General features: G+C 73.4%; 20 protein-coding genes. 17 read left to right on the top strand and 3 right to left on the bottom strand.

Features of this window, described 5'->3' with window-relative positions; translation table 11 throughout:
• Positions 1-75 precede the first annotated feature (75 nt).
• From BLT76_RS12475 to BLT76_RS25710, 9 genes are all read left to right on the top strand, one after another.
• Positions 76-1,032 carry a heme o synthase gene (locus BLT76_RS12475; protein WP_090856133.1) on the top strand — a complete coding sequence of 319 codons (957 nt, stop codon included), beginning with the start codon at positions 76-78 and terminating at the stop codon, positions 1,030-1,032.
• 191 nt (positions 1,033-1,223) lie between these two features.
• Positions 1,224-2,039, top strand: coding sequence for a glycosyltransferase family 2 protein (locus tag BLT76_RS12480; protein WP_090856136.1), 816 nt, complete (start codon positions 1,224-1,226; stop codon positions 2,037-2,039).
• A complete protein-coding gene (locus BLT76_RS12485; RefSeq protein ID WP_090856139.1) occupies positions 2,036-3,160 on the top strand; it encodes a glycosyltransferase family 4 protein in 1,125 nt (374 codons plus the stop codon). The genes BLT76_RS12480 and BLT76_RS12485 overlap by 4 nt, the downstream gene beginning before the upstream one ends.
• Entirely contained in the window at positions 3,157-5,385 is a 2,229-nt protein-coding gene (locus BLT76_RS12490) for a hypothetical protein (protein WP_090856142.1), read from the top strand. The genes BLT76_RS12485 and BLT76_RS12490 overlap by 4 nt, the downstream gene beginning before the upstream one ends.
• Positions 5,382-7,841 carry a hypothetical protein gene (locus BLT76_RS12495; protein ID WP_090856145.1) on the top strand — a complete coding sequence of 820 codons (2,460 nt, stop codon included), beginning with the start codon at positions 5,382-5,384 and terminating at the stop codon, positions 7,839-7,841. Before BLT76_RS12490 ends, BLT76_RS12495 begins: the two co-directional genes overlap by 4 nt.
• A 253-nt stretch (positions 7,842-8,094) precedes the next feature.
• Positions 8,095-9,045 (top strand): glycosyltransferase family 2 protein, encoded by a 951-nt coding sequence (locus BLT76_RS12500; protein WP_211752914.1) that lies wholly within the window; start codon positions 8,095-8,097, stop codon positions 9,043-9,045.
• Positions 9,042-9,827: a polysaccharide deacetylase family protein gene (locus BLT76_RS12505; protein ID WP_090856150.1), complete on the top strand. Its 786-nt coding sequence runs from the start codon at positions 9,042-9,044 to the stop codon at positions 9,825-9,827. Before BLT76_RS12500 ends, BLT76_RS12505 begins: the two co-directional genes overlap by 4 nt.
• On the top strand, positions 9,818-10,726 hold the full coding sequence (locus BLT76_RS12510) for a glycosyltransferase family 2 protein (protein WP_090856153.1): 909 nt from the start codon (positions 9,818-9,820) through the stop codon (positions 10,724-10,726). The genes BLT76_RS12505 and BLT76_RS12510 overlap by 10 nt, the downstream gene beginning before the upstream one ends.
• Complete coding sequence (locus BLT76_RS25710) at positions 10,723-11,925, top strand: glycosyltransferase family 4 protein (RefSeq protein ID WP_170867037.1); 1,203 nt, start codon at positions 10,723-10,725, stop codon at positions 11,923-11,925. Before BLT76_RS12510 ends, BLT76_RS25710 begins: the two co-directional genes overlap by 4 nt.
• Here BLT76_RS25710 and BLT76_RS12520 read toward each other — a convergent pair.
• From BLT76_RS12520 to BLT76_RS12530, 3 genes are read right to left on the bottom strand one after another with little or no spacing between them, the layout of a single operon-like run.
• Positions 11,907-12,875, bottom strand: a complete 969-nt coding sequence (locus BLT76_RS12520; protein WP_244509382.1) for a COX15/CtaA family protein — start codon at positions 12,873-12,875, stop codon at positions 11,907-11,909. The two genes, BLT76_RS25710 and BLT76_RS12520, sit on opposite strands and share 19 nt — an antisense overlap.
• On the bottom strand, positions 12,866-13,630 hold the full coding sequence (locus tag BLT76_RS12525) for an ABC transporter permease (protein WP_308632298.1): 765 nt from the start codon (positions 13,628-13,630) through the stop codon (positions 12,866-12,868). The genes BLT76_RS12520 and BLT76_RS12525 overlap by 10 nt, the downstream gene beginning before the upstream one ends.
• Positions 13,627-14,565, bottom strand: coding sequence for an ABC transporter ATP-binding protein (locus tag BLT76_RS12530; RefSeq protein WP_244509383.1), 939 nt, complete (start codon positions 14,563-14,565; stop codon positions 13,627-13,629). The genes BLT76_RS12525 and BLT76_RS12530 overlap by 4 nt, the downstream gene beginning before the upstream one ends.
• A 97-nt stretch (positions 14,566-14,662) precedes the next feature.
• Between BLT76_RS12530 and BLT76_RS12535 the strand changes: the two genes are divergently transcribed.
• Genes BLT76_RS12535 through BLT76_RS12570 form a run of 8 tightly spaced genes read left to right on the top strand, consistent with a single transcriptional unit; the run spans position 14,663 to position 21,187 of the window.
• On the top strand, positions 14,663-15,028 hold the full coding sequence (locus tag BLT76_RS12535; protein ID WP_090856156.1) for a hypothetical protein: 366 nt from the start codon (positions 14,663-14,665) through the stop codon (positions 15,026-15,028).
• The gene (locus BLT76_RS12540) at positions 15,021-15,452 is read left to right on the top strand and encodes a hypothetical protein (protein ID WP_244509384.1); all 432 of its coding nucleotides are present in this window, start codon (positions 15,021-15,023) and stop codon (positions 15,450-15,452) included. The genes BLT76_RS12535 and BLT76_RS12540 overlap by 8 nt, the downstream gene beginning before the upstream one ends.
• A 48-nt stretch (positions 15,453-15,500) precedes the next feature.
• Positions 15,501-16,199 carry a helix-turn-helix transcriptional regulator gene (locus tag BLT76_RS12545; RefSeq protein ID WP_090856159.1) on the top strand — a complete coding sequence of 233 codons (699 nt, stop codon included), beginning with the start codon at positions 15,501-15,503 and terminating at the stop codon, positions 16,197-16,199.
• On the top strand, positions 16,196-17,614 hold the full coding sequence (sufB, locus tag BLT76_RS12550; RefSeq protein ID WP_090856163.1) for a Fe-S cluster assembly protein SufB: 1,419 nt from the start codon (positions 16,196-16,198) through the stop codon (positions 17,612-17,614). Before BLT76_RS12545 ends, sufB begins: the two co-directional genes overlap by 4 nt.
• 52 nt (positions 17,615-17,666) lie before the next feature.
• A complete protein-coding gene (sufD, locus tag BLT76_RS12555) occupies positions 17,667-18,839 on the top strand; it encodes a Fe-S cluster assembly protein SufD (RefSeq protein WP_308632299.1) in 1,173 nt (390 codons plus the stop codon).
• A 3-nt stretch (positions 18,840-18,842) separates the two neighbouring features.
• A complete protein-coding gene (locus BLT76_RS12560; RefSeq protein ID WP_090856171.1) occupies positions 18,843-19,178 on the top strand; it encodes a non-heme iron oxygenase ferredoxin subunit in 336 nt (111 codons plus the stop codon).
• Positions 19,175-19,933, top strand: a complete 759-nt coding sequence (sufC, locus tag BLT76_RS12565) for a Fe-S cluster assembly ATPase SufC (RefSeq protein ID WP_090856174.1) — start codon at positions 19,175-19,177, stop codon at positions 19,931-19,933. Before BLT76_RS12560 ends, sufC begins: the two co-directional genes overlap by 4 nt.
• 3 nt (positions 19,934-19,936) lie before the next feature.
• Positions 19,937-21,187 (top strand): cysteine desulfurase, encoded by a 1,251-nt coding sequence (locus BLT76_RS12570; protein ID WP_090856177.1) that lies wholly within the window; start codon positions 19,937-19,939, stop codon positions 21,185-21,187.
• Position 21,188 lies beyond the last annotated feature (1 nt).

The following is a 21,188-nucleotide window of genomic DNA, read 5'->3' on the forward strand; positions in this document are numbered from 1 at the left end:
GCACCTCCGAGCCTACTCACGCCGCGCGATAGACTCACACCCGCTCCACGCTCCCGAGATCTGCTGAGGACACCTGTGACGTACGTCGGCCAGTCGGCCTCTGCAGCCCAGCAGAGCGACCCGGGGGAGCCCGGAGCCCGCGCGTCCCTCCGCGACGTCGTGATGGCGTACGTCGGCCTCACCAAGCCGCGGGTCATCGAGCTGCTGCTCCTGACGACCGTGCCGGTGATGTTCTACGCGGCCCGTGGGGTCCCCGACCTCGACGCCGTCGTGTGGACCGTGCTCGGCGGCACGTTCTCCGCCGGCTCCGCCTCGGTCTTCAACTGCGTCTACGACCGCGACATCGACGAGCAGATGCGTCGTACCCGTCGGCGGGCGCTGCCGCGGCACATCGTGTCGCCCCGGGCGGCCCTGGTCTTCGGGTTCGTGCTCGGCATCCTCTCGACCGTGGTGCTGTACTTCGGCGTCAACGCGCTGTCGGCCGTGCTGTCGGTGACCGCGATCGCGTTCTACGTCTTCGGCTACACGATGCTGCTGAAGCGGCGCACCACCCAGAACATCGTCTGGGGCGGCATCGCCGGCTGCTTCCCGACCCTGATCGGCTGGACCGCCGTCACCGGGTCGCTGTCCTGGACGCCGGTCGTGCTCTTCATGGTGGTCTTCTTCTGGACGCCGCCGCACACCTGGGCGCTGGCCCTGCGCTACCGCGAGGACTACGCGAACGTCGACGTCCCGATGCTGCCGGTCGTGAAGCCCGCCCGCGAGGTCGGCCGGCAGATCGTCCTCTACAGCTGGGTGATGGTGGCGACCTCGCTGCTGCTGTGGCCGGTCGCGAGCACCGGGCCGGTGTACCCGGTCGCAGCCGCGGTCCTGGGCGCGGTCTTCCTGGTCGAGGCGCACCGGATGTGGCAGCGGACCAAGGGCACCGAGGACCTCTCGGTGATCCAGCCGATGCGGCTGTTCCACCACTCGAACCTCTACCTCACGCTGCTCTTCGTCGCGGTCGCGCTGGATCCCCTGCTCACCCGCTGAGCCTGCTGGACACCCCCGGGCGCATTTCGCGGTACAAATGTTCACTGAAGTGAGCCGTCGCACGTCGAATCGTGTGTAAAGGCCACCCAGGTCGGGCAGGGGTCTAGTGGCGCCGGTCGCAACCCGGTCGGCGCGACCGGGGGGTCAAGACCGTGGCACCCCCATGGCGACCTTGGGGGGTCTTGGACCAGATGCAGCCGCACGCGCACCGACCACGAACGGACCGACCGGACGACCCGCGCATCAGCGTGGTGGTCCCCGCTCTCAACGAGGCCCGCAATCTCACCCGGGTGCTGCCCGAGCTGCCTGAGGTGCACCAGGTCGTCCTCGTCGACGGCGGCTCGGTCGACGGCACCGTCGCTGCCGGCCGGGAGGCGATGCCCGAGATCGAGGTGGTGACCCAGGTCCGCCGCGGCAAGGGCAACGCCCTGGCGGCCGGCTTCGCCCGGGTGACGGGCGACGTCGTCGTGATGTTCGACGCCGACGGCAGCGCCGACCCCGCGGAGATCCCGCGCTTCGTCGATGCCCTGCGGGCCGGCGCCGACTTCGCCAAGGGCAGTCGCTTCTGCGCCGGCGGTGGCAGCGCCGACATCACGCCGGTCCGGCGGGCCGGCAACCAGTTCCTCAACGCCGTGACCAACCGGGCGTTCGGCACCGCCTTCAGCGACCTCTGCTACGGCTACAACGCCTTCTGGGCCGACCAGCTGCCGGTGCTCGACCTGCCCGACCCGGACGTCCCGGGGCCGGCCAGCGGCAAGATGCTGTGGGGCGACGGCTTCGAGATCGAGACCGTGATCAACTGCCGCTTCGCGGCGGCCCGGGTCGCGATCACCGAGGTGCCCAGCGTCGAGCGGCTCCGGATCTTCGGCGAGAGCAACCTGCACGCGGTCTCCGACGGGCTGCGGGTGCTGCGCACGGTCCGCACCGAGCACCGCCGGTCCCGCGCCCGCGCCGTACCGCCTCCGGTCGGCGCCGCTGCGCGCCGCCACGTCTCCATCGCGTCATGACCGGCGCGACCCGCGTCGCGATGGTCACCGCCCGCAGCCAGCCCGAGATCGGCGGCATCGAGGCGCACGTCGCCGAGGTGGCTCGACGCCTGGCCGAGGCCGGCGTCGACGTCGAGGTGCTGACCACCGACCGCAGCGGCACGCTGCCCCGCGCCGAGCGCGTCGAGGGGTACGTCGTCCGTCGCTTCCGGGCCTACCCGCGCACCCGCGACTGGTACCTCAGCCCCGGTCTCTTCCTCGCCGTCCTGCGCACCCGGGCCGACCTGGTGCACGTCCAGGGCATCCACACCCTGGTGCCGCCGCTGGCCATGCTGGCCGCGGTGCTGCGGCGTACGCCGTTCGTGCTCACCTTCCACAGCGGCGGGTCGTCCTCGACCTTCCGCTCCCGGGCGCGCGGCACCCAGTTCCGGCTGCTCGCGCCGCTGCTGCGCCGGGCTCGCGCGCTGGTCGGTGTCTCCGACTTCGAGGTCGCCCGCTTCCAGGAGGTCGTCGGTCCCGAGCCGCGGGTCCGGCTGGTCCGCAACGGCGGCGCCCTGCCCCCGGTGCACGAGATCGTCGAGCCGGAGCCCGACCTGGTGGTCAGCGCCGGACGCCTGGAGCGCTACAAGGGGCACCACCGGGTGATCGAGGCGCTGCCGCACCTGCTGGAGACCCGTCCCGGGGCCCGGGTCGAGATCCTCGGCAGCGGCCCCTACGAGGCCGAGCTGCTGGCCCTGGCCGCGCGGCTGGGGGTCGCCGACCGGGTCAGCGTGCGGCTGGTGCCGCCCGTCGACCGGGTCGCGATGGCCGACGCGCTGGCCCACGCCGGCGTGGTGGCGCTGCTCAGCGACTACGAGGCGCACCCGGTGGCCGTCATGGAGGCGCTGGTCGCCGGTCGGCCCGTCGTGGTCAGTCGGACCTCCGGCCTGACCGAGCTCGCCGACCGGGGCTGGGCCGTGGGCCTGGATCCCGCGGCCGGCCCCGCAGCCGTGGCGGCGGCGCTGGACGCCCAGCTGACCGCCCCGGTCGTCCCCGGACCGGCCGAGCTGCCGACCTGGGAGGGCTGCGCCACCGCGCTGGCCGATCTCTACTCCGAGGTGCTGCCGGCCGGCGCGGGCCCCATCCCCGTGAGGGCTGCATGACGCTGACCCTGGAGCGGCCGGCGCCCCCGCCTGCCGCGCCGTCCCGCGTGCGCCGGCCGGTCGCCCTGGCGACCCTGGCGGGCTCGGCCGCGCTGCTGCTGCAGGCGGTCGGCTACGCGCTGGGCTGGGCCGGCTCGACCGGCCCCGCCCTGCTCGCCTGGTACGGCGGCCTCGTCCTGCTGGTGGCTGTCTTCGCGCCGGTGCTCACCGGCCGCGGGCTGAGCGGCACCCAGCGGATGGCCGGGTCGCTCGCGCTGACCCTGCTGCTGCACGCGTCGTACCTGCTCTCGAACCCGGTGCTGGCCACCCGCTTCGACGAGTCGTTGCACGTCACCACCCTGCTCGGCCTGACCGGAGGCGACGGCTGGTTCGCGTCGAACCCGATGCTGCCGGTGAGCCCGCACTACCCGGGCCTGGAGCTGGCCACGGCGGCGGTGGCCTGGCTGACCGGGCTCCCGCTGATGGTCTGCCAGGTCGCTGTGGTGCTGCTCGCCCGCGCCGCCTTCGTGGTGGCGCTCTTCGCGCTGGCCAGCCGGGTCGGCGGCTCGACCCGGGTCGGCTCCACGGTCGTGCTGCTCTACGCCGCGACCTCGCAGTTCTACTTCTTCAACGCCCAGTACAGCTACCAGACGGTCGCGGTCGCGCTGCTCGTCGCCGCGGCCGCCTTCCTGCTCCGCGCGTACGACGACCCCGCTCGCTGGCCCTGGCTGCCGCTGGTCGCCGCCCAGGCGTGCCTGGCCGCGCTGACCGTCACGCATCACCTGACCTCCTGGCTGGCCCTCCTCGGTCTCGCCGCACTGGCCCTGCTGCACCTGGTCGGCCGCGAGCGGCGTCGAGCCCGGCTAGCGGGGACGACGGTCGCGCTGGCGGCCCTGGTCACCGCTGGCTGGACCGCGCTGGTCGTGCCGCTGCTGGCGTCGTACCTCGGGCCGGTCTTCGAGACCGCGGGGGTGGAGGTCCGCGCGCTCCTTGAGCTCGACACGGGCCGCCAGCTGCTCGCCGACGGTGGCGGCGACCCGGCTCCGGTCTGGCAGGTCGGTGTGATGGCCGCGGCGATCCTGCTGTGGTGCCTGCTGCTCGTGCCGGCCGCCTGGGCCGGCCTCCGGGGACAGACGCTGTCGGGCCGGCCGGTGCGGCTGCTGCCGCTCGGGCTGGCGGTCGTCTACCCGGCGCTGCCGCTCGCGCGCTTCTCGCCGACGGCCTCCGAGGTCGCGGACCGGGCCTCCACCTTCGTCGGCCTCGGACTGGCCCTGGTCGTCGGGATCTGGGTCGCGTCGCGGTCCGGCCAGCTGCGGGGGCTGGTCACGGCGGGTGCGGTGGTGCTGGTGCTCGGCGGCACGATCCTCGGCAGCGGCCCGGACTGGCAGCGGGTCCCCGGCCCGTACGTCGCCGGCGCCGAGCAGCGCTCGGTCGACTCCGAGGCGGTCGCCGTGGGGGAGTGGGCCGGCACCTACCTGCCCGCGGGCTCGCGGATCGCCTCGGACACGACGCTGGACCGGGTGCTGCCCAACTTCGCCCCGGTGCTGCCCGTGACGGGCGCCGACGGGTCGGTCAACACCACGCCGGTCTTCGCGGCCCGCTGGCTGACCGACGCCGAGCTCGGCCTGCTCCGGGAGGGCGAGGTCGATTTCGTCGTGGTCGACACCCGACTCGCCGGCCAGACCGTGCGCTCCGGCTCGTTCTTCGAGGCCGGCTCGTCGTTCGGCCCGGGCGCCGTCACCGTCGACCCGGTCAGCATCACCAAGTTCGCGATCACCCCCGGCTTCGACCTGGTGCTCGACGGCCCGATCCGGGTGTACGACGTCCGCTCGCTGCGCGGCGAGCCCCAGACCTGGGCCGACCGCGAGCCGCCCGGGCTGCCCGGGTCCTGGAACCCGGCCCAGGCCGGCGCGGCGGCCGTCCTGCTGCTGGTCGGCCTGCTGCTGGTCGTCCGCCGGCGCGTCGACCTGGCCTGCCTGCTGCTCGCCCTGCCCGCCCTGATGCTCGTCGGCGCCGCCGGCGTGCAGCTGGGGATGCCCCCGGTCGCGGGGTCGCTGGTCCTGCTCGCCGGGGTGCTCGTGCTGGCCGGGCTGCCGGCCCGCCCGCGGGTCCCGCGGGTGCCCTGGCCGGTCGTGGTCGCGGCCGTGGTGCTGCTCGCCGCGACCGGCGTGGCGACCCGCGCCGCGTGGGAGCACCAGCTGCCCGACCAGCCGCTCCCGCCGCCCGTCACCGGGACGCTCTCGTGAGGGCCCGGACCGACAGCGGGATCCTGGCCCCGTTCCGCTCGCTGTTGGGCGCCCAGGTGATCGGCACCGCCCTCGGCCTGCTCTTCTGGGTCATGGTGGCCCGGCTGGTCCCGGGCCACGAGGTCGGCGTCGCCGCGGCGGCGATCAGCACCCAGACCCTGCTCGGCACGGCCACGGCCCTCGGGCTCGGCACCCTGCTGATCGCCGAGCTCCCGCGGCACGTGCCGGGACGCCAGCGCCAGCTGGTGCTGCGGGCGCTGGCCGCGGTCGCGGTCGCCGGCACGCTCGTCGGGGGTCTGGTGGCCGTCCTCGGTCAGGGGGGAGCGTTGGGCGACAACCTGCGTGCGGCCGTGGACGGCATCGGTGCCCCGGTGCTCGTCGCGGGCGTCGTGGCCGCCGGCTGGGCCGTCGTCCTCGACGAGGCCGTCCTCGGCCTGCGCCGCTCCCGCGTCCAGGTCGTCCGCAACACGGTCGCGGCCGGCCTCCGGTTCCCGCTGGCCGCCGCGCTGCTGCTCGGCGGCGTCCGCGACGCGACCGTGCTGATGGTCTGCTGGGTGCTGCCCCTGCTGGTCTCGATCGGCGGCGCGCTCCTCGCCCTCCGGCTGCCCCGAGCCGCCGGCGGACCGGCGCTCGGCGCCGACGTCACGTCGTACGGCCGGGCCGCGCTGCGGCACCACGGCCTCAACCTCTCCCTCGCCGCGGGCCCGCAGCTGATGCCGGTCGTCGCGGCGCTCACCCTGTCGTCGGTCGGCAACGCCGAGTTCGCGATCGCCTGGCTGGTGGCCACCTTCGTCTTCCTGCCGCCGTACCTGCTCGCGGTCGCGCTCTTCGCGCACGGCTCGCGGGTCACTCCCGAGGAGCTCCGCGCCAGCATGTCCACCACCCTGCCCGCCTCGCTGGGGCTCAGTCTGCTGCTCTGCCTGGGAGCCTGGGTGCTCGGCCGACCGGCCCTGCACGTCTTCGGAGACGGGTACGCCGAGGAGTCCTGGATCCTGCTCGCGCTGCTCGTGCCGGCCGGGCTGTGGATGGTCGTCAAGGACCACCTGGTCGCGCTGTGGCGGGTCGAGCGCCGGTTCGCGCTGGCCACCCGGCTGGCCGGTGGCGCGGTCGTGCTCGAGGTGACCGGCGCGGCCGTCGGCGGCGTGGTCGGCGGCGGTCCCGGGCTGGCCGCGGGCTGGCTGGCCGCGATCGCCCTCGAGGCGCTGCTCGCCGTACCTCTCGTGCGCGGAGCGCTCGGCGGACTGCCCTGGCAGCTGCCGGCGCTGCCCGGTCGGGCTCGTGCGCACTCCGAGCGGGGCGCCGCGAGCTGGGCCTTCGCGTCCGCCGCCGTGGTCCTGGTCGTGGCGGTGGCCTTCGGCGTCGTCGCGGCCCGCGGCGGGTCCTCCGGATCGCAGGCCGAGCCGGTCCCGGACGCCGTCGCCTGCCCGCCGACGTCGACCCGCCCGGGTCCGCTGGTCGACCTCGGCGTGCAGGCGGCCACCGGCGACCCGGCCCGCCCGCTGCTGTCGCAGGCCGAGGTGGAGCAGCTGGTGGCGCGGGCCGTGGACGCCGGCGCGTCGGTCGTGTCGACCGGGGTGTCCTGGCAGATGGCTCGCCCCACGCGGGCCGGGGGCTACGACTGGTCCGGTCTCGACCGGGTCGTCGACGCCGCCCGGGCGCGCGGCCTCACGGTGCGGGTGCAGCTCTCCGGTCTCCCGGAGTGGGCCCGGACGGGGCCGCTCGACCTGGTCGGGCCGACCGGCTGGCGTCCGCCCCTGTCGACGGTCGAGCTCGCCCGCTGGTCCCGGTTCGTGACGGACGTCGTGGACCACCTCGACGGGCGCGCGGCGTTCCTCGAGGCGTGGACCGAGCCCAACAGCGCCGACTTCTGGGCCACCGGTCCGGACCCGGCGGCCTTCGCCCGCCTGCTGACCACGACGTACGACGCGGTGCGCGCGGCCGACCCGGGCGTCCTGGTCGTCAGCGGCGGCCTGGCGGGCAACGACCTCGGCTTCCTGACCCGGACCTACGAGGCACTCGGCAGCGAGCGACCGTTCGACCTGCTCGGGCTGCACCCCTACACCGACGGCGCGGCCCCGCTGGAGCGGGCTGCGGCCTCGCGGTTCCGCGGCACCTTCGGGACGGTCGACGAGAGCCTGCTCGGCTACCGCGACGTGCACGCGCTGATGGTCGAGCACGGCGACGGGGACGTCCCGATCTACGTCGGCGAGCTCGGCTGGTCGACCACCGCGTGGAGCGAGGCGGCCGGCGTCCCCGACGCCACCCGCGCGGAGTACCTGGGCGAGGCGCTCGGGGCGGTCACCTGCACGCCGTACGTCGAGGTGCTGTCGTGGTACTACCTGCACCCGACGCCCTGGAATCCCGCGTCCTGGACGCTGCTCGACGAGGACCTGCGACCCTCGGAGACCTACCGCGCGCTGCAACAGTGGAGTCGCGCCGTGAAGGACGTGTCCTGATGCTACGTTTCGACCTCCGGACGAATGGGGCGTCCGTTCGAGGTTCCACGACCGGGGAGACACGACGTGCCACGCAGTACGCTGCGCAGCGACGCGGCCGAGTGCCGCTGCGGGCACCCACGCTCGGCCCACCGCCACCTGCGCCGGGGCAGCGACTGCGCGCTGTGCCCCGGCACCTGCCGGCGGTTCCGGCTGCGGCTGGGTTCCCTCCTTGGACGGCCGGCCGATGACGGGGACGACGCGCCGACCTGACGTGACCGCCGTGGTGTGCGCCTACACCGCGGCGCGCTGGACCGACCTGGTCGCGGCGCTGGACGGGCTCGCGACTCAGACCGTGGCCCCGAGCCAGGTGCTGGTCGTCGTCGACCACGAGGACGACCTGCTGGCCCGTGTGCGGGAGGCCTTCCCCGACGTCGAGGCGGTCCCGAGCACCCGGCTGCGCGGTCTCTCCGGGGCCCGCAACACCGCGGTCGGGCTCGCCCGCGGTGAGGTCGTGGCCTTCCTGGACGACGACGCCGTGCCGCGTCCCGACTGGCTGGAGCGGATGCTCGAGCCGTACGACGACCCCGACGTCCTGGCGGTCGGTGGGGCCGCTCGGCCGGTCTGGCCCGACGGCGCCCGCCCCGGCCAGCTGGCCACCGAGTTGGACTGGGTCGTCGGCTGCACCTACCGCGGCCTGCCCGAGGAACGTGCCGACGTCCGCAACCTGATGGGCTGCAGCATGTCCTTCCGTCGTACGGCGCTCGAGGAGCTCGGCGGCTTCGCGGAGGGCGCGGGCCGGATCGGGGCGCTGCCGCTGGGCTGCGAGGAGACCGAGCTCTGCATCCGGCTGCGCCAGCGCCACCCGCACGCCCGGGTGGTCCTGGAGCCGGCCTCGGTCGTCGACCACCGGGTCACCGCCGACCGCACGACCTGGCGCTACCTGCGCACGCGCTCCTACGCGGAGGGCCTCTCGAAGGCCGCGATGGCCGCCGTGGTCGGCAGCACCGACGCGACCGCGGTCGAGCGCGGCTACGTCACCCGGGTGCTCCCCGGCGGGGTTCGGCGCGAGCTGGCCCGCGCCGCTCGGGGTGACCGCGATGGCTGGCAGGGCGCCGCGGGGATCGTCACCGCCCTGGCCGCGACCACCGCGGGCTACGCCCGGGGCCGGCTGGGACCGCGCGCCCGGCTGGTCCGGCGGGCGGAGGAGGCGAGGACCGCATGAGTGACCTGCCCGTGCTGATGTACCACGCCGTCGGGACCCCGATGCCGGGCCGGCTCGCCGACCTGAGCGTGCCGACCGGCCTGCTCGCCGAGCAGCTGTCCGCCCTGTCGGAGGCCGGCTACGCGCTGCTCGGGCTGTCCGACGCGCTCGCCGCCCACGCGGCGGGGCGCACGGCGGTGGCCCTCACCTTCGACGACGGGTACGTCGACTTCGCCGAGCAGGCGATCGCCGTACTGGCGGCCGCGCGGGCGAGCGCGACCCTCTACGTGCCGACCCGGGACCTGGGCGGGACCGCCTCCTGGCTCTCCGACGGCGCGTCCGGCCTGCCGCTGCTCGGCCCGGACGATCTCGCCGACGTGGCCGCCGGCGGGATCGAGGTGGGCAGCCACGGCGCCGTCCACGTCCCGATGGACGTGCTGCCTCCTTCGGACGCGGCCGACCACCTCCGCGAGAGCCGGGCGGTCCTCGAGGACGTCGTCCAGCGGCGCGTCGACGCGTTCTGCTACCCCCACGGCTACCACGCCCGCCGGCTGCGCCGGCAGGTCGCGGCCGCCGGCTACGCCCACGCCTGCGCGATCGGCCACCGGCTGCACGCCCCCGACGAGGACCCGTACGCCGTCTCGCGGCTGCACGTGCGCCCCGACCACGACCCGGCCACGCTGCTGGACCTGGTGGCAGGTGGCCCCCGCGGCCTCCTGCCGCTGGCCAAGCGCGCGGCGACACCGGCCTGGCGGCTCGCCCGCCGTACGGCCCTGGGGACCACGGGGACGACATGGACCTGACCGACTTCACCGGCTCGTCGATCGGCGTGCTCGTCTGCACCCACCAGGCGGAGCGGCTCGACCAGCTGCTGAGTGCCGTCGCGTCCGTGCGCGGCCAGACCTGGCCGCCCGACGAGCTGCTGGTCGTCGTGGACGGCGACGAGGCGCTCGCCGACGTCGTCCGGACCGCGCTGCCCGACGAGAAGGTGCTCTGCCTCGGCCGCAACCAGGGCGTCTCGGTGGCCCGGACCCGGGGCGCGGAGGCGCTCAGCACCGACCTCGTCGTCTTCCTGGACGACGACGCCGTCGCCGAGCCGGACTGGCTCGCGGTGCTGCTGCGCCCGATGGCGGACCCGCAGGTGCTCGGGTCGAGCGGGCGGTCCCTGGCCGACTTCGCCGGGCCGCGACCGGGCTGGCTGGCCGACGAGTTCCTCTGGGTGGTCGGCTGCAGCTACCGGGGGATGCCGACCGAGCCGGCGCGGGTGCGCAACTTCTTCGGGGGCTGCGCACTCGTCCGACGCGCGGTCTTCCTGGAGGTGGGGGGCTTCGACGCCACGGTCGGCCACCACGGCAACGAAATCGGGGGCGGCGAGGAGGCGGACTTCTGCCTGCGCGCCACCGCCGCGACCGGAGGAGTCTTCGCCTTCGAGCCCGAGGCAAGGATCCACCACCGGGTGCCCGTCGACCGGCTCACCTGGGGCTACTTCGCCGCCCGCTGCTACGGCGAGGGCCGGATGAAGGCCCGGATGGCGCGTCAGCAGGAGGCGTCGGGCGCGCTCGGCCCCGAGACCGCCTTCGCACGCCGGATGCCGGCCGCCGTGCTGACCGCGCTGCTGCGCGGGCGTCCACGCCGGGCCGCGGGCCTGGTGCTGGGCTGCGTCGCCGTGCTCGCCGGGCTGCTGCGCGGAGCCCGCGGGTGAGGATCCTGCTGCTGGCCCAGCTCTACCCGCCGGTGATCGGCGGCGAGGAGCGGCACGTCCGCAACCTGGCGGTGGCGCTCGCGGAGCGCGGCCACGACGTGCACGTGGCCACGCTCGACGCAGACTTGGCGCCGCTGCGCGACCCGGGCGTGACCGTGCACCTGCTCGACCACGTCGGCCGCCGGGCGCCCCGGCTCTACCCGACCGCTGACCGCCCGCTCGCCGTACCCGTCCCGGACCCGTGGACCACCCGCGACCTGGCCCGGTTGGTGAAGCGGCTCGAGCCGGACGTGGTGCACGCCCACAACTGGATCGTCGCGTCGTACGCCGTGCTGCCGGCCGCGCGGCGGCTCCCGCTGGTGCTCTCGCTACACGACTACAGCCACGTCTGCGCCACCAAGCGGTTCATGTTCGAGGGCGAGGTCTGCTCCGGCCCGGGGCTGCGCAAGTGCCTCTCGTGCGCCTCCGACCACTACGGGCGCGGGCGCGGGCAGCTGGTCGCCACCGCCGTGGCCGCCGAGCTGCCGCTGCGCAAACGGGTCGTCGACGTCTTCACCCCCGTCAGCCGGTACGTCGGCGAGGCGAACCGGCTTGACGAGCAGGGGGTGCGCTGGGAGGTGGTCCCCAACTTCGTCCCGGACGCGCTGACCGCGCTGCCGGAGCCGGTGCGCGACGACGCGCTCCCGCGGGCGCCGTACCTCTTCTTCGCGGGGGACCTGAGCGAGCAGAAGGGGGTGCGGACGCTGCTCGAGGCCTGGCGGCGGCTGCCCGAGGGGCGCCCGGAGCTGGTGCTCGTGGGCCGCCCGGCGGATCCGCTGGGCGAGCTGCCGGAGGGCGTGCACGTGCACCACCACTGGGAGCACGCACGGGTGCTGTCGGGCTTCCGGCACGCGGTCGCCGCGGTGCTGCCGAGCGAGTGGCCCGATCCGTGCCCGACCACGGTCCTGGAGGCGATGGCCGTGGGGGCCCCGCTCGTCACCACCGGGCGCGGCGGCATCGCGGACATGGTCGTGCCGGGCGAGTCCGCGCTCGTCGTACCGCCGGGGGAGGTGGCGGCGCTGGCGTCGTCGCTGACGACGCTCATCGCGGATCCCGCACGGGCCCGTGGTCTCGCCGATCGCGGGCAGGTCGAGGTGAAGCGGTTCCTGCAGAGCAGCGTCGCGGCCCGGCTGGAGGGGATCTACGCGTCGCTGGTCTGACGCGCCGCGGTCGTCGCGTCCCGGCCGGCGGCCCAGGCCAGCAGTCGCCCGGTGTGCTCCTGCACGGGCTCGTGGGCCCGCACCGCCAGCCACACCCGCGCGAACCCGGCGGCCAGCAGCGAGGCGCCCAGCAGGTGCAGGGCGACCAGCAGCTCGGGCAGGTCGAGGAGGTACTGCGTCCACCCGACGACGCCCTGGGCCAGCTCGAGGGCGAGCAGGGCGCCGACGACGACGGTCAGCCACCGGTCGGCGCGGCGCACCGCGACGACCAGCAGGGCCACGGTCAGGCTCACCAGGACGTAGACCGATGCGGCGTGCACGTGGGAGATCACCCGGGGCGTCAGTCCGTTGCGGACCGCCTCGAGGTCTCCGGCGTGCGGCCCGGCGCCGGTGACCATGGTGCCGAGGTAGAGCACCACGGCGCCGACGACGAGCACCGCGGTCGCCAGGGCGCGGGGCAGCGGCGGCGCGTCGGGACGCGCCGGGCTGCGCAGGTGGTCGAGGAGGGCCAGGCACACCATGACCATCAGCAGCGAGGCCACCAGGTGCAGCGAGACCACCCACGGGTTCAGGTCGGTGAGCACGGTGATCCCGCCGATGACCGCCTGCAGCGGCACCCCGAGGAGCACGACGGTGCTGAGCCGCGTGGAACGCCGGTCCCGCGTGCCCCGGGCGGCGAGCACGCAGAGGACGGCGACCACCACCAGCACGAAGGTGAGCATCCGGTTGCCGAACTCGATCACCCCGTGGATGCCCATGCTCGGGTGGGTCACGAACGACTCGTCGGTGCACCGCGGCCAGGTCGGGCAGCCCAGCCCCGACCCGGTCAGGCGTACGGCGGCGCCGGTGACCACCAGCAGCATGTTGGCCAGCAGGTTGGCGACGGCGACCGGCCACAGCCAGGGGGCGAGCCGCGCGGCCACCGGGCGCAGGAACCTCGTCACTCCCACGTGAAGGTCCTCGCGGTCAGGACGGCGCCGACCACGGCCCAGCCGGCCAGCACGGCCAGGCCCATCGGGTCGAGGGCGCCGTCGAGGAGGGCGGCGCGCATCGAGTCGCCGAGCGCGCCGGAGGGCAGCCAGCGGACGACGTCGCCGAACGCGCCGTACGCCGTCGACGGCAGGACGACGGCCCCGCCGGCCATCAGGAGCAGGTAGACCAGGTTGGCGGCCGCCAGCGTCGCCTCCGCACGGAGCGCGCCGGCCAGCAGGAGGCCGAGGGACGCGAACGCGGCGGTGCCGGCCACGACGGTCAGCAGCACCCCGAGCACGGAGACGTCCGGGTCCCAGCCCAGGCCGAGCGCGACGGCGGTGATGACCACGCCCTGGAGCAGCTCGACCAGCAGCAGCGCGCCGATCTTGCCGAGGAGCAGACCGGTGCGGGGGAGTGGCGAGCTGCCGAGCCGCTTGATGACGCCGTACCGGCGCTCGAAGCCGGTGGCGATCGCCAGCGACGTGAACGCGGTCGACATCACGGCGAGCGCGAGCACGCCCGGGGCGAACTCGTCGATCGGTCGCCCGGAGAGCTCCAGGTCGATCCGGTCCGCACCCTGAACCGCGCCCACCAGCACGATCACCGGGATCACGATGGCGAGCAGCAGCTGCTCGCCGTTGCGCAGCATCAGCCGGGCCTCCATGGACGCCTGGGCGAGCACCATCCGGTGCAGCGGCGCGGCGCCGGGACGCGGGGTGAAGGTGCCGCTCACGTGGCGAGCTCCCGTCCGGTCAGCTGGAGGAAGACGTCCTCGAGGTTGCGCACGCCCAGGGTCAGCGACTCCGGGAGCACCTGGTTCTCGTCGCACCAGCGCGACACCTTGGCCAGCGTCGAGGCGTCGGCCGGCCCGGTGACGAGCAGGCTGACGTCGTCGAGCTGGGTCACCACGATCGCCTCGCCGAGGGCGGCGCGGAGCGACTCCGGCGAGCCCGGCGGGAACGGCCGGGTGACGACCAGCCGGATGGTGGCGGTGCTGCCGCCGCGGGTCAGCTCCAGCGGCGACCCCGACGCGATCAGCCGGCCCCGGTCGATGATGTGAATGTGGTCGGCGAGCCGCTCGGCCTCGTCCATGTAGTGGGTCGTGAGCACGACGCTGACGCCGTCGCCGCGCAGCTCCTCCAGCAGCTCCCAGGTCGTCCGGCGCAGCTGCGGGTCCATGCCGGCCGTCGGCTCGTCCACGAACACGACCTCGGGCCGCCCGACGAGCGCCATCGCCAGCCCGACCCGCTGCTGCTGACCCCCCGACAGCCGCCGGTACGGCGTCCGCCCGCAGTCGGCCAGGCCCAGCCGGTCGGACAGCATCTCGACGTCGAGCGGGTGGGCGTGCAGCTTGGCCACGTGGCGGAGCATCTCCATCGCCCGCACCCCGCTCCAGGCCCCGCCACCCTGCAACATCACGCCGATCCGGGGGAGCAGGTCGCGTCGGTCCTTGACGGGGTCGAGCCCGAGCACCTGGACCGTGCCGCGCTGCGGCCTCCGGTAGCCCTCGCAGGTCTCGAGGGTGGTGGTCTTGCCGGCGCCGTTCGGCCCGAGGACGGCGGTGATGCTGCCGCGCCCGACGGTCAGGGAGAGCTCGTCGACGGCCACCTTGTCGCCGTACCGCATCACCAGGCCGTCGACGACGACGGCAGGAGCGGTGTCGGACACGGGCCAAGTGTAGGAAGTCACTCCCGCGCGGACCCTCCGGGGCCGTCCGACGGGGCCCGCGTCGCGAGACCTGCCTCACGCGGCTAGCGTTCCGCCCGTGAACGTCTGGGTCCTGGGGCTGGTGCTGGCCCTCACCGCGGCCGCCGCCGTGTGGACGGTCGTGATGATCGTTCGCGACCAGAGCCCGCCGAGCGACCCCTACTTCGCGCTGCTCGGCGTCCTCGCGCTGGTGCTGCTCGGTCAGGTCGTCGGCGGCCTGGTCGCGCTCGGCGCGACCGAGCGCGACGTCGACGGCATCACCTTCGTCGCCTACCTGTTCACCGCGCTGCTGGTGCTCCCCGTCGGCGCCGGACTGGCGCTGGTCGAGCGGACCCGCTGGGGGACCGGGGTGCTGCTGGTCGCCCTGATCACCGTCGCCGCCTGCGAGGCGCGCCTGCAGTCGATCTGGACCGCCGGTGGCTAGCCGGGAGCAGGCCCCCCGGCCGTCGATCGACGAGCTGTCGTCCGGCCCGGGCCGGATCCTGGTCGCGGTGTACGGCGTGTTCGCGGTCGCCGCGACCGGCCGCTCGCTGGTCCAGCTCGGCGTCGACGCCGAGAAGGCGCCGCTGGCGTACTCGCTCTCGCTCCTCGCCGCGGTCGTCTACCTCGCCGCGACCACCTGCCTGCTGCTCGGTGGTCGTCGCGCCTGGTCCGCGGCGGTGGCGGCCTGCTCCGTCGAGGCCGTCGGCGTCCTGGTCGTCGGCACGCTGAGCTACCTCGCGACCGACCTGTTCCCCGACAAGACGGTGTGGTCGCACTTCGGCCAGGGCTACGGCTTCCTGCCCCTGCTGCTGCCGTTCGCCGGCCTGGCCTGGCTGAGACACACGTCACCGTCCCGCCTGGGGTAAGGGTTGCCTTGCTTGAAGCGGGCAAAACAATAACGGCACACTGGTGTTGTGGAATTCGACGGGACGCACGACGAGCCGACGCGCGAGCGCGTCGCGCGGTCGATCCTCGTCAACGGACCGTCCACCGCCGCGGCCCTCGCGGAGCGGCTCGACCTGACCGCCGCGGCGGTCCGCCGGCACCTCGACCAACTGGTCGCCGAGGGGGCCGTCGAGGCCCGGGACCCGCGCAGCGACGCCACCCGCGGCCGCGGCCGGCCCGCCAAGACGTTCGCGCTCACCGAGGCGGGACGCGACAACTTCGACCAGCAGTACGACGACCTCGCGGCCCAGGCGCTCCGGTTCCTGGCCGAGACCGGCGGCGAGGGCGCCGTACGGGAATTCTCGAAGCGCCGCGTTGCGTTCATCGAGGAGAGGTTCGCGGGCGTCAGCCAGGCCGACCCGTCGCTGTCCCCGGCCCAGGTGCTGGCCCAGGTCTTCACCGAGCAGGGGTACGCCGCGTCGGTGAAGCAGCTGCCCTTGGTCAACAAGCAGAGCGTGGGGGACCAGCTCTGCCAGCAGCACTGCCCAGTCGCGCACGTCGCCCACGAGTTCCCCCAGCTGTGCGAGGCCGAGACCGAGGCGATCAGCCGCGTGCTCGGCCGCCACGTCCAGCGCCTGGCCACCATCGCCCACGGTGACGGGGTGTGCACGACCTGCATCCCCACCGTTCCGACGACCACCGAGAAGAAGGAGCAGGTCACCACATGACCTCGATCGAAGAACTCAACCCGGAGCTGCAGGGCATCGGTCGCTACGAGTTCGGCTGGGCCGACAGTGACGACGCCGGCGCCACGGCGAAGCGTGGGCTCAACGAGGACGTGGTCCGCGACATCTCGGGCAAGAAGAGCGAGCCCCAGTGGATGCTCGACCTGCGTCTGAAGGGCCTGAAGCTCTTCGACCGGAAGCCCATGCCCACCTGGGGCTCGGACCTCGGCGGCATCGACTTCGACAACATCAAGTACTTCGTGCGCTCGTCGGAGAAGCAGGCCGCGACCTGGGACGACCTGCCCGAGGACATCAAGAACACCTACGACAAGCTCGGCATCCCGGAGGCGGAGAAGCAGCGACTCGTCTCGGGCGTCGCCGCGCAGTACGAGTCGGAGGTCGTCTACCACTCGATCCGCGAGGACCTCGAGGAGCAGGGCGTCATCTTCGTCGACACCGACACGGCGCTGCGCGAGCACGAGGAGATCTTCAAGGAGTACTTCGGCACCGTCATCCCGGTCGGTGACAACAAGTTCTCCGCGCTCAACACCTCGGTGTGGTCCGGCGGCTCGTTCATCTACGTGCCGAAGGGCGTGCACGTCGACATCCCGCTGCAGGCCTACTTCCGGATCAACACCGAGAACATGGGCCAGTTCGAGCGGACCCTCATCATCGCCGACGAGGACTCGTACGTGCACTACGTCGAGGGCTGCACGGCGCCGATCTACAGCTCCGACTCGCTGCACTCCGCGGTCGTCGAGATCATCGTGAAGAAGGGCGCCCGCGTCCGCTACACGACGATCCAGAACTGGTCGAACAACGTCTACAACCTCGTCACCAAGCGCGCCACCTGCGAGGCCGGCGCGACCATGGAGTGGGTCGACGGCAACATCGGCTCCAAGGTGACGATGAAGTACCCCGCCATCTACCTGATGGGCGAGCACGCCAAGGGCGAGACGCTCTCCATCGCGTTCGCGGGCGAGGGCCAGCACCAGGACGCCGGCGCCAAGATGGTGCACGCCGCGCCGCACACCTCCAGCTCGATCCTGAGCAAGTCGGTGGCGCGCGGTGGCGGGCGGACGTCGTACCGGGGCCTGATCCAGGTCAACGAGGGCGCCCACGGCTCGAAGTCCAACGTGCTGTGCGACGCGCTGCTGGTCGACCAGATCAGCCGCAGCGACACCTACCCGTACGTCGACATCCGCGAGGACGACGTGTCCATGGGCCACGAGGCGAGCGTCTCGAAGGTCTCCGACGACCAGCTCTTCTACCTGATGTCGCGCGGCATGGAGCAGGACGAGGCGATGGCGATGATCGTCCGCGGCTTCGTGGAGCCGATCGCCAAGGAGCTCCCGATGGAGTACGCCCTCGAGCTCAACCGGCTCATCGAGCTCCAGATGGAAGGGGCGGTGGGCTGAGCCAGCCCCGCCCCGTCCCGCATCCCCGATCGAGAAAGAACGCGTAGTGACTGTGACTGATGCTGCCCGCGAGAGCGTGGAGTCGGCCCTCGAGCAGGCGCCGGTGGTGAGCCACCTCAACCCACCGCCGTCGTACCTCCTCGGTGACCACCCGATCCCGACCGGCCGCGAGGAGATCTGGCGGTTCACCCCGCTCAAGCGGCTGCGCGGGATCCTCGAGGGCGAGGCCTCGGCCGACCACCTGACCTGGGAGACGTCGCTGCCCGAGGGCGTGACGCTCACCGAGATCAGCGCCGAGCAGGCCCTCGAGATCGGGGAGCTGGCGCCCAACGACCGGCCGTCCGCGCTGGCCGCGGCCAACGCCGGGGCGGCGCTGCTGCTCGACGTGCCCGGCGACACCGAGCTCACCGAGCCGGTGGTCGTCCGCCTGCACGGCGAGTCGGTCGACCACCTGGTCTGGGGTCGGCTCATCGTCCGCGCGGGCCGCTTCTCCAAGGCGACCGTGGTGATCGCCCACACCGGCTCCGCCCGCTACTCCGCCATCACCAGCGTGCTGGTCGGCGACGGTGCCGACCTCAACGTGCTGACCCTGCAGGACTGGGACGACGACGCGGTCCATCTCGGCCGCGACGCGATCCGGGTCGGCCGGGACGCGCACGTGCGCCACACGTCGGTCTCCTTCGGCGGCGACCTGGTGCGCATGCACGCCAACGTCGAGTACGCCGGCCCCGGCGGCGAGGCCGAGCTGCTCGGCCTCTATTTCGCCGACGACGGTCAGCACCTCGAGCACCGGCTGTTCGCCGACCACACCGCTCCCAAGACCAAGAGCAACGTCGTCTACAAGGGCGCGCTCCAGGGCCAGGGTGCGCACACCGTGTGGATCGGCAACGTGCTGATCCGCAAGGTGGCCGAGGGCATCGAGACCTACGAGGAGAACCGCAACCTGGTCCTCTCCGACGGCTGTCAGGCCGACTCGGTCCCGAACCTGGAGATCGAGACCGGCGAGATCGAGGGCGCGGGCCACGCGTCCGCGACGGCCCGGTTCGACGACGAGCAGCTGTTCTACCTCCGCTCGCGCGGCGTCTCCGAGAAGGAGGCCCGCCGCCTGGTCGTGCACGGCTTCTTCAACGACCTGATCCGCAAGATCGGCATCCCCGACATCGAAGAGAAGCTCCTCGAGACCGTCGAGGCCGAGCTCGCGAAGAACGTCCTGAAGGGCCTCTGAGCGATGTCGTACGAGCGCGCCTGCGCCCTCGCCGACGTCCCCCTCGACGAGGGCCTGGCCGTCGACGTCGGCCGCTACACGCTCGCCATCGCCCGCGACGGCGACGAGGTGTACGCGCTGCAGGACCTCTGCTCGCACGCCGCCGTCGCGCTGTCCGAGGGCGAGGTGTCCGACTGCCAGATCGAGTGCTGGCTGCACGGCTCCCGCTTCGACCTCCGCACCGGCAAGCCCACCGGCCTCCCGGCCACCGAACCCGTCGCGACCTTCCCCGTGGAGATCCGCGAGGACGTCGTCTACGTCGACGTCACCACCACCCTGAACGGAGTCACCCCCTCATGAGCACTCTTGAGATCAAGGACCTGCAGGTCTCGGTCAGCACCGACGACGGCCCCAAGGAGATCCTCAAGGGCGTCACGCTGACGATCGACGACGGCGAGACGCACGCGATCATGGGCCCCAACGGGTCCGGCAAGTCGACGCTCGCCTACTCGATCGCCGGCCACCCGAAGTACGACATCACCGGCGGCTCGGTGACCCTCGACGGCGAGGACGTCCTCGCGATGTCCGTCGACGAGCGGGCCCGCGCCGGGCTGTTCCTGGCCATGCAGTACCCCGTCGAGGTGCCGGGCGTCTCGGTATCCAACTTCCTCCGCACGGCCAAGACCGCCATCGACGGCGAGGCCCCCAAGCTCCGCACCTGGGTCAAGGACGTCAACGCCGCCCTGGAGCAGCTCAACCTGGACCCGACCTTCGGCACCCGCTCGGTCAACGAGGGCTTCTCGGGTGGCGAGAAGAAGCGCCACGAGATCGCCCAGCTCGAGCTGCTGGACCCGAAGGTCGCGATCCTCGACGAGACCGACTCGGGCCTCGACATCGACGCGCTGAAGGTCGTCTCCGAGGGGGTCAACCGGTTCCGGGCCAAGGACGGCAAGGGCGTCCTGCTGATCACCCACTACACCCGGATCCTGCGCTACATCCAGCCCGACCGGGTCCACGTGTTCGTCGACGGCAAGGTCGCCGAGTCCGGTGGTCCCGAGCTGGCCGAGGAGCTCGAGGCGAACGGGTACGAGCGCTTCCTGACGGCGAGCGTCTGAGCCATGACCCAGACCCAGCTGGCCGGCCTCCTCCCCGAGCTGGAGGTGATCCGCGCCGACTTCCCCATCCTGTCCCGGACCGTCGCGGGCGGGCTGCCGCTGGTCTACCTCGACAGCGCCAACTCGTCGCAGAAGCCGCAGGTCGTCATCGACACGATGGTCGACCACCTCGAGCGGCACAACGCGAACGTCGCGCGGGCGATGCACACGCTCGGCGCGGAGGCGACCGAGGCCTTCGAGGGTGCCCGTGACCAGGTCGCGGCCTTCCTCAACGCGCCCTCGCGCAACGAGGTGATCTTCACCAAGAACGCCACCGAGGCGCTGAACCTGCTGGCGCGCACGATCGAGCTCGGTCCCGGCGACAACGTCGTGATCACCGAGATGGAGCACCACTCCAACATCGTGTCGTGGCAGCTGGCCTGCGAGCGCTCCGGCGCGGAGCTGCGCTGGTTCGGGCTGACCGACGACGGCCACCTCGACCTGTCGAACGCCGACGCGCTCGTCGACGAGCACACCAAGGTGGTGGCCTTCACCTGGGTCTCCAACATGCTCGGCACGATCAACCCGGTGACCGACCTGGTCGCGCGGGCGAAGGCGGTCGGCGCCTACTCCGTCGTCGACGCCTCCCAGGCGGCCCCGCAGCTGCCCGTCGACGTGGCGGCGACCGGCTGCGACTTCCTGGTCTTCACCGGCCACAAGACGGTCGGCCCGACCGGCATCGGCGTGCTCTGGGGACGCGAGGAGCTGCTCAACGAGCTCCCGCCGTTCCACGGGGGCGGCGAGATGATCGAGACCGTGACGATGGCCCGCTCGACCTACGCCCGGGCCCCCCACCGCTTCGAGGCCGGCACGCCGCCGATCGTCGAGGCGGTCGGGCTCGGTGCCGCGGTCGACTACCTCGGCCACGTCGGCCTGGGCGCGATCCACGCCCACGAGCAGGCGATCACGGCGTACGCGCTCGAGGGCCTCGCGACGGTCCCGGGGCTGAAGGTCCTCGGACCGCTCGACGCGGCCGAGCGCGGCGGGGCGATCTCCTTCGAGCTCGACGGGGTGCACCCGCACGACGTGGCGCAGGTGCTGGACTCGCGCGGCATCGCCGTCCGCGCCGGGCACCACTGCGCCAAGCCGGCGCACGCCCGCTTCGGCGTGCAGAGCTCGACGCGGATGTCGTCGTACCTCTACACGACACCGGCGGAGATCGACGCGCTGGTCGAGGGCCTGGAATACACCCGCTCCTACTTCAAGTTGGGCTGAT

The organism is Nocardioides lianchengensis, from assembly GCF_900101465.1.
In the GTDB taxonomy this organism is placed as follows: Bacteria; Actinomycetota; Actinomycetes; order Propionibacteriales; family Nocardioidaceae; genus Nocardioides; species Nocardioides lianchengensis.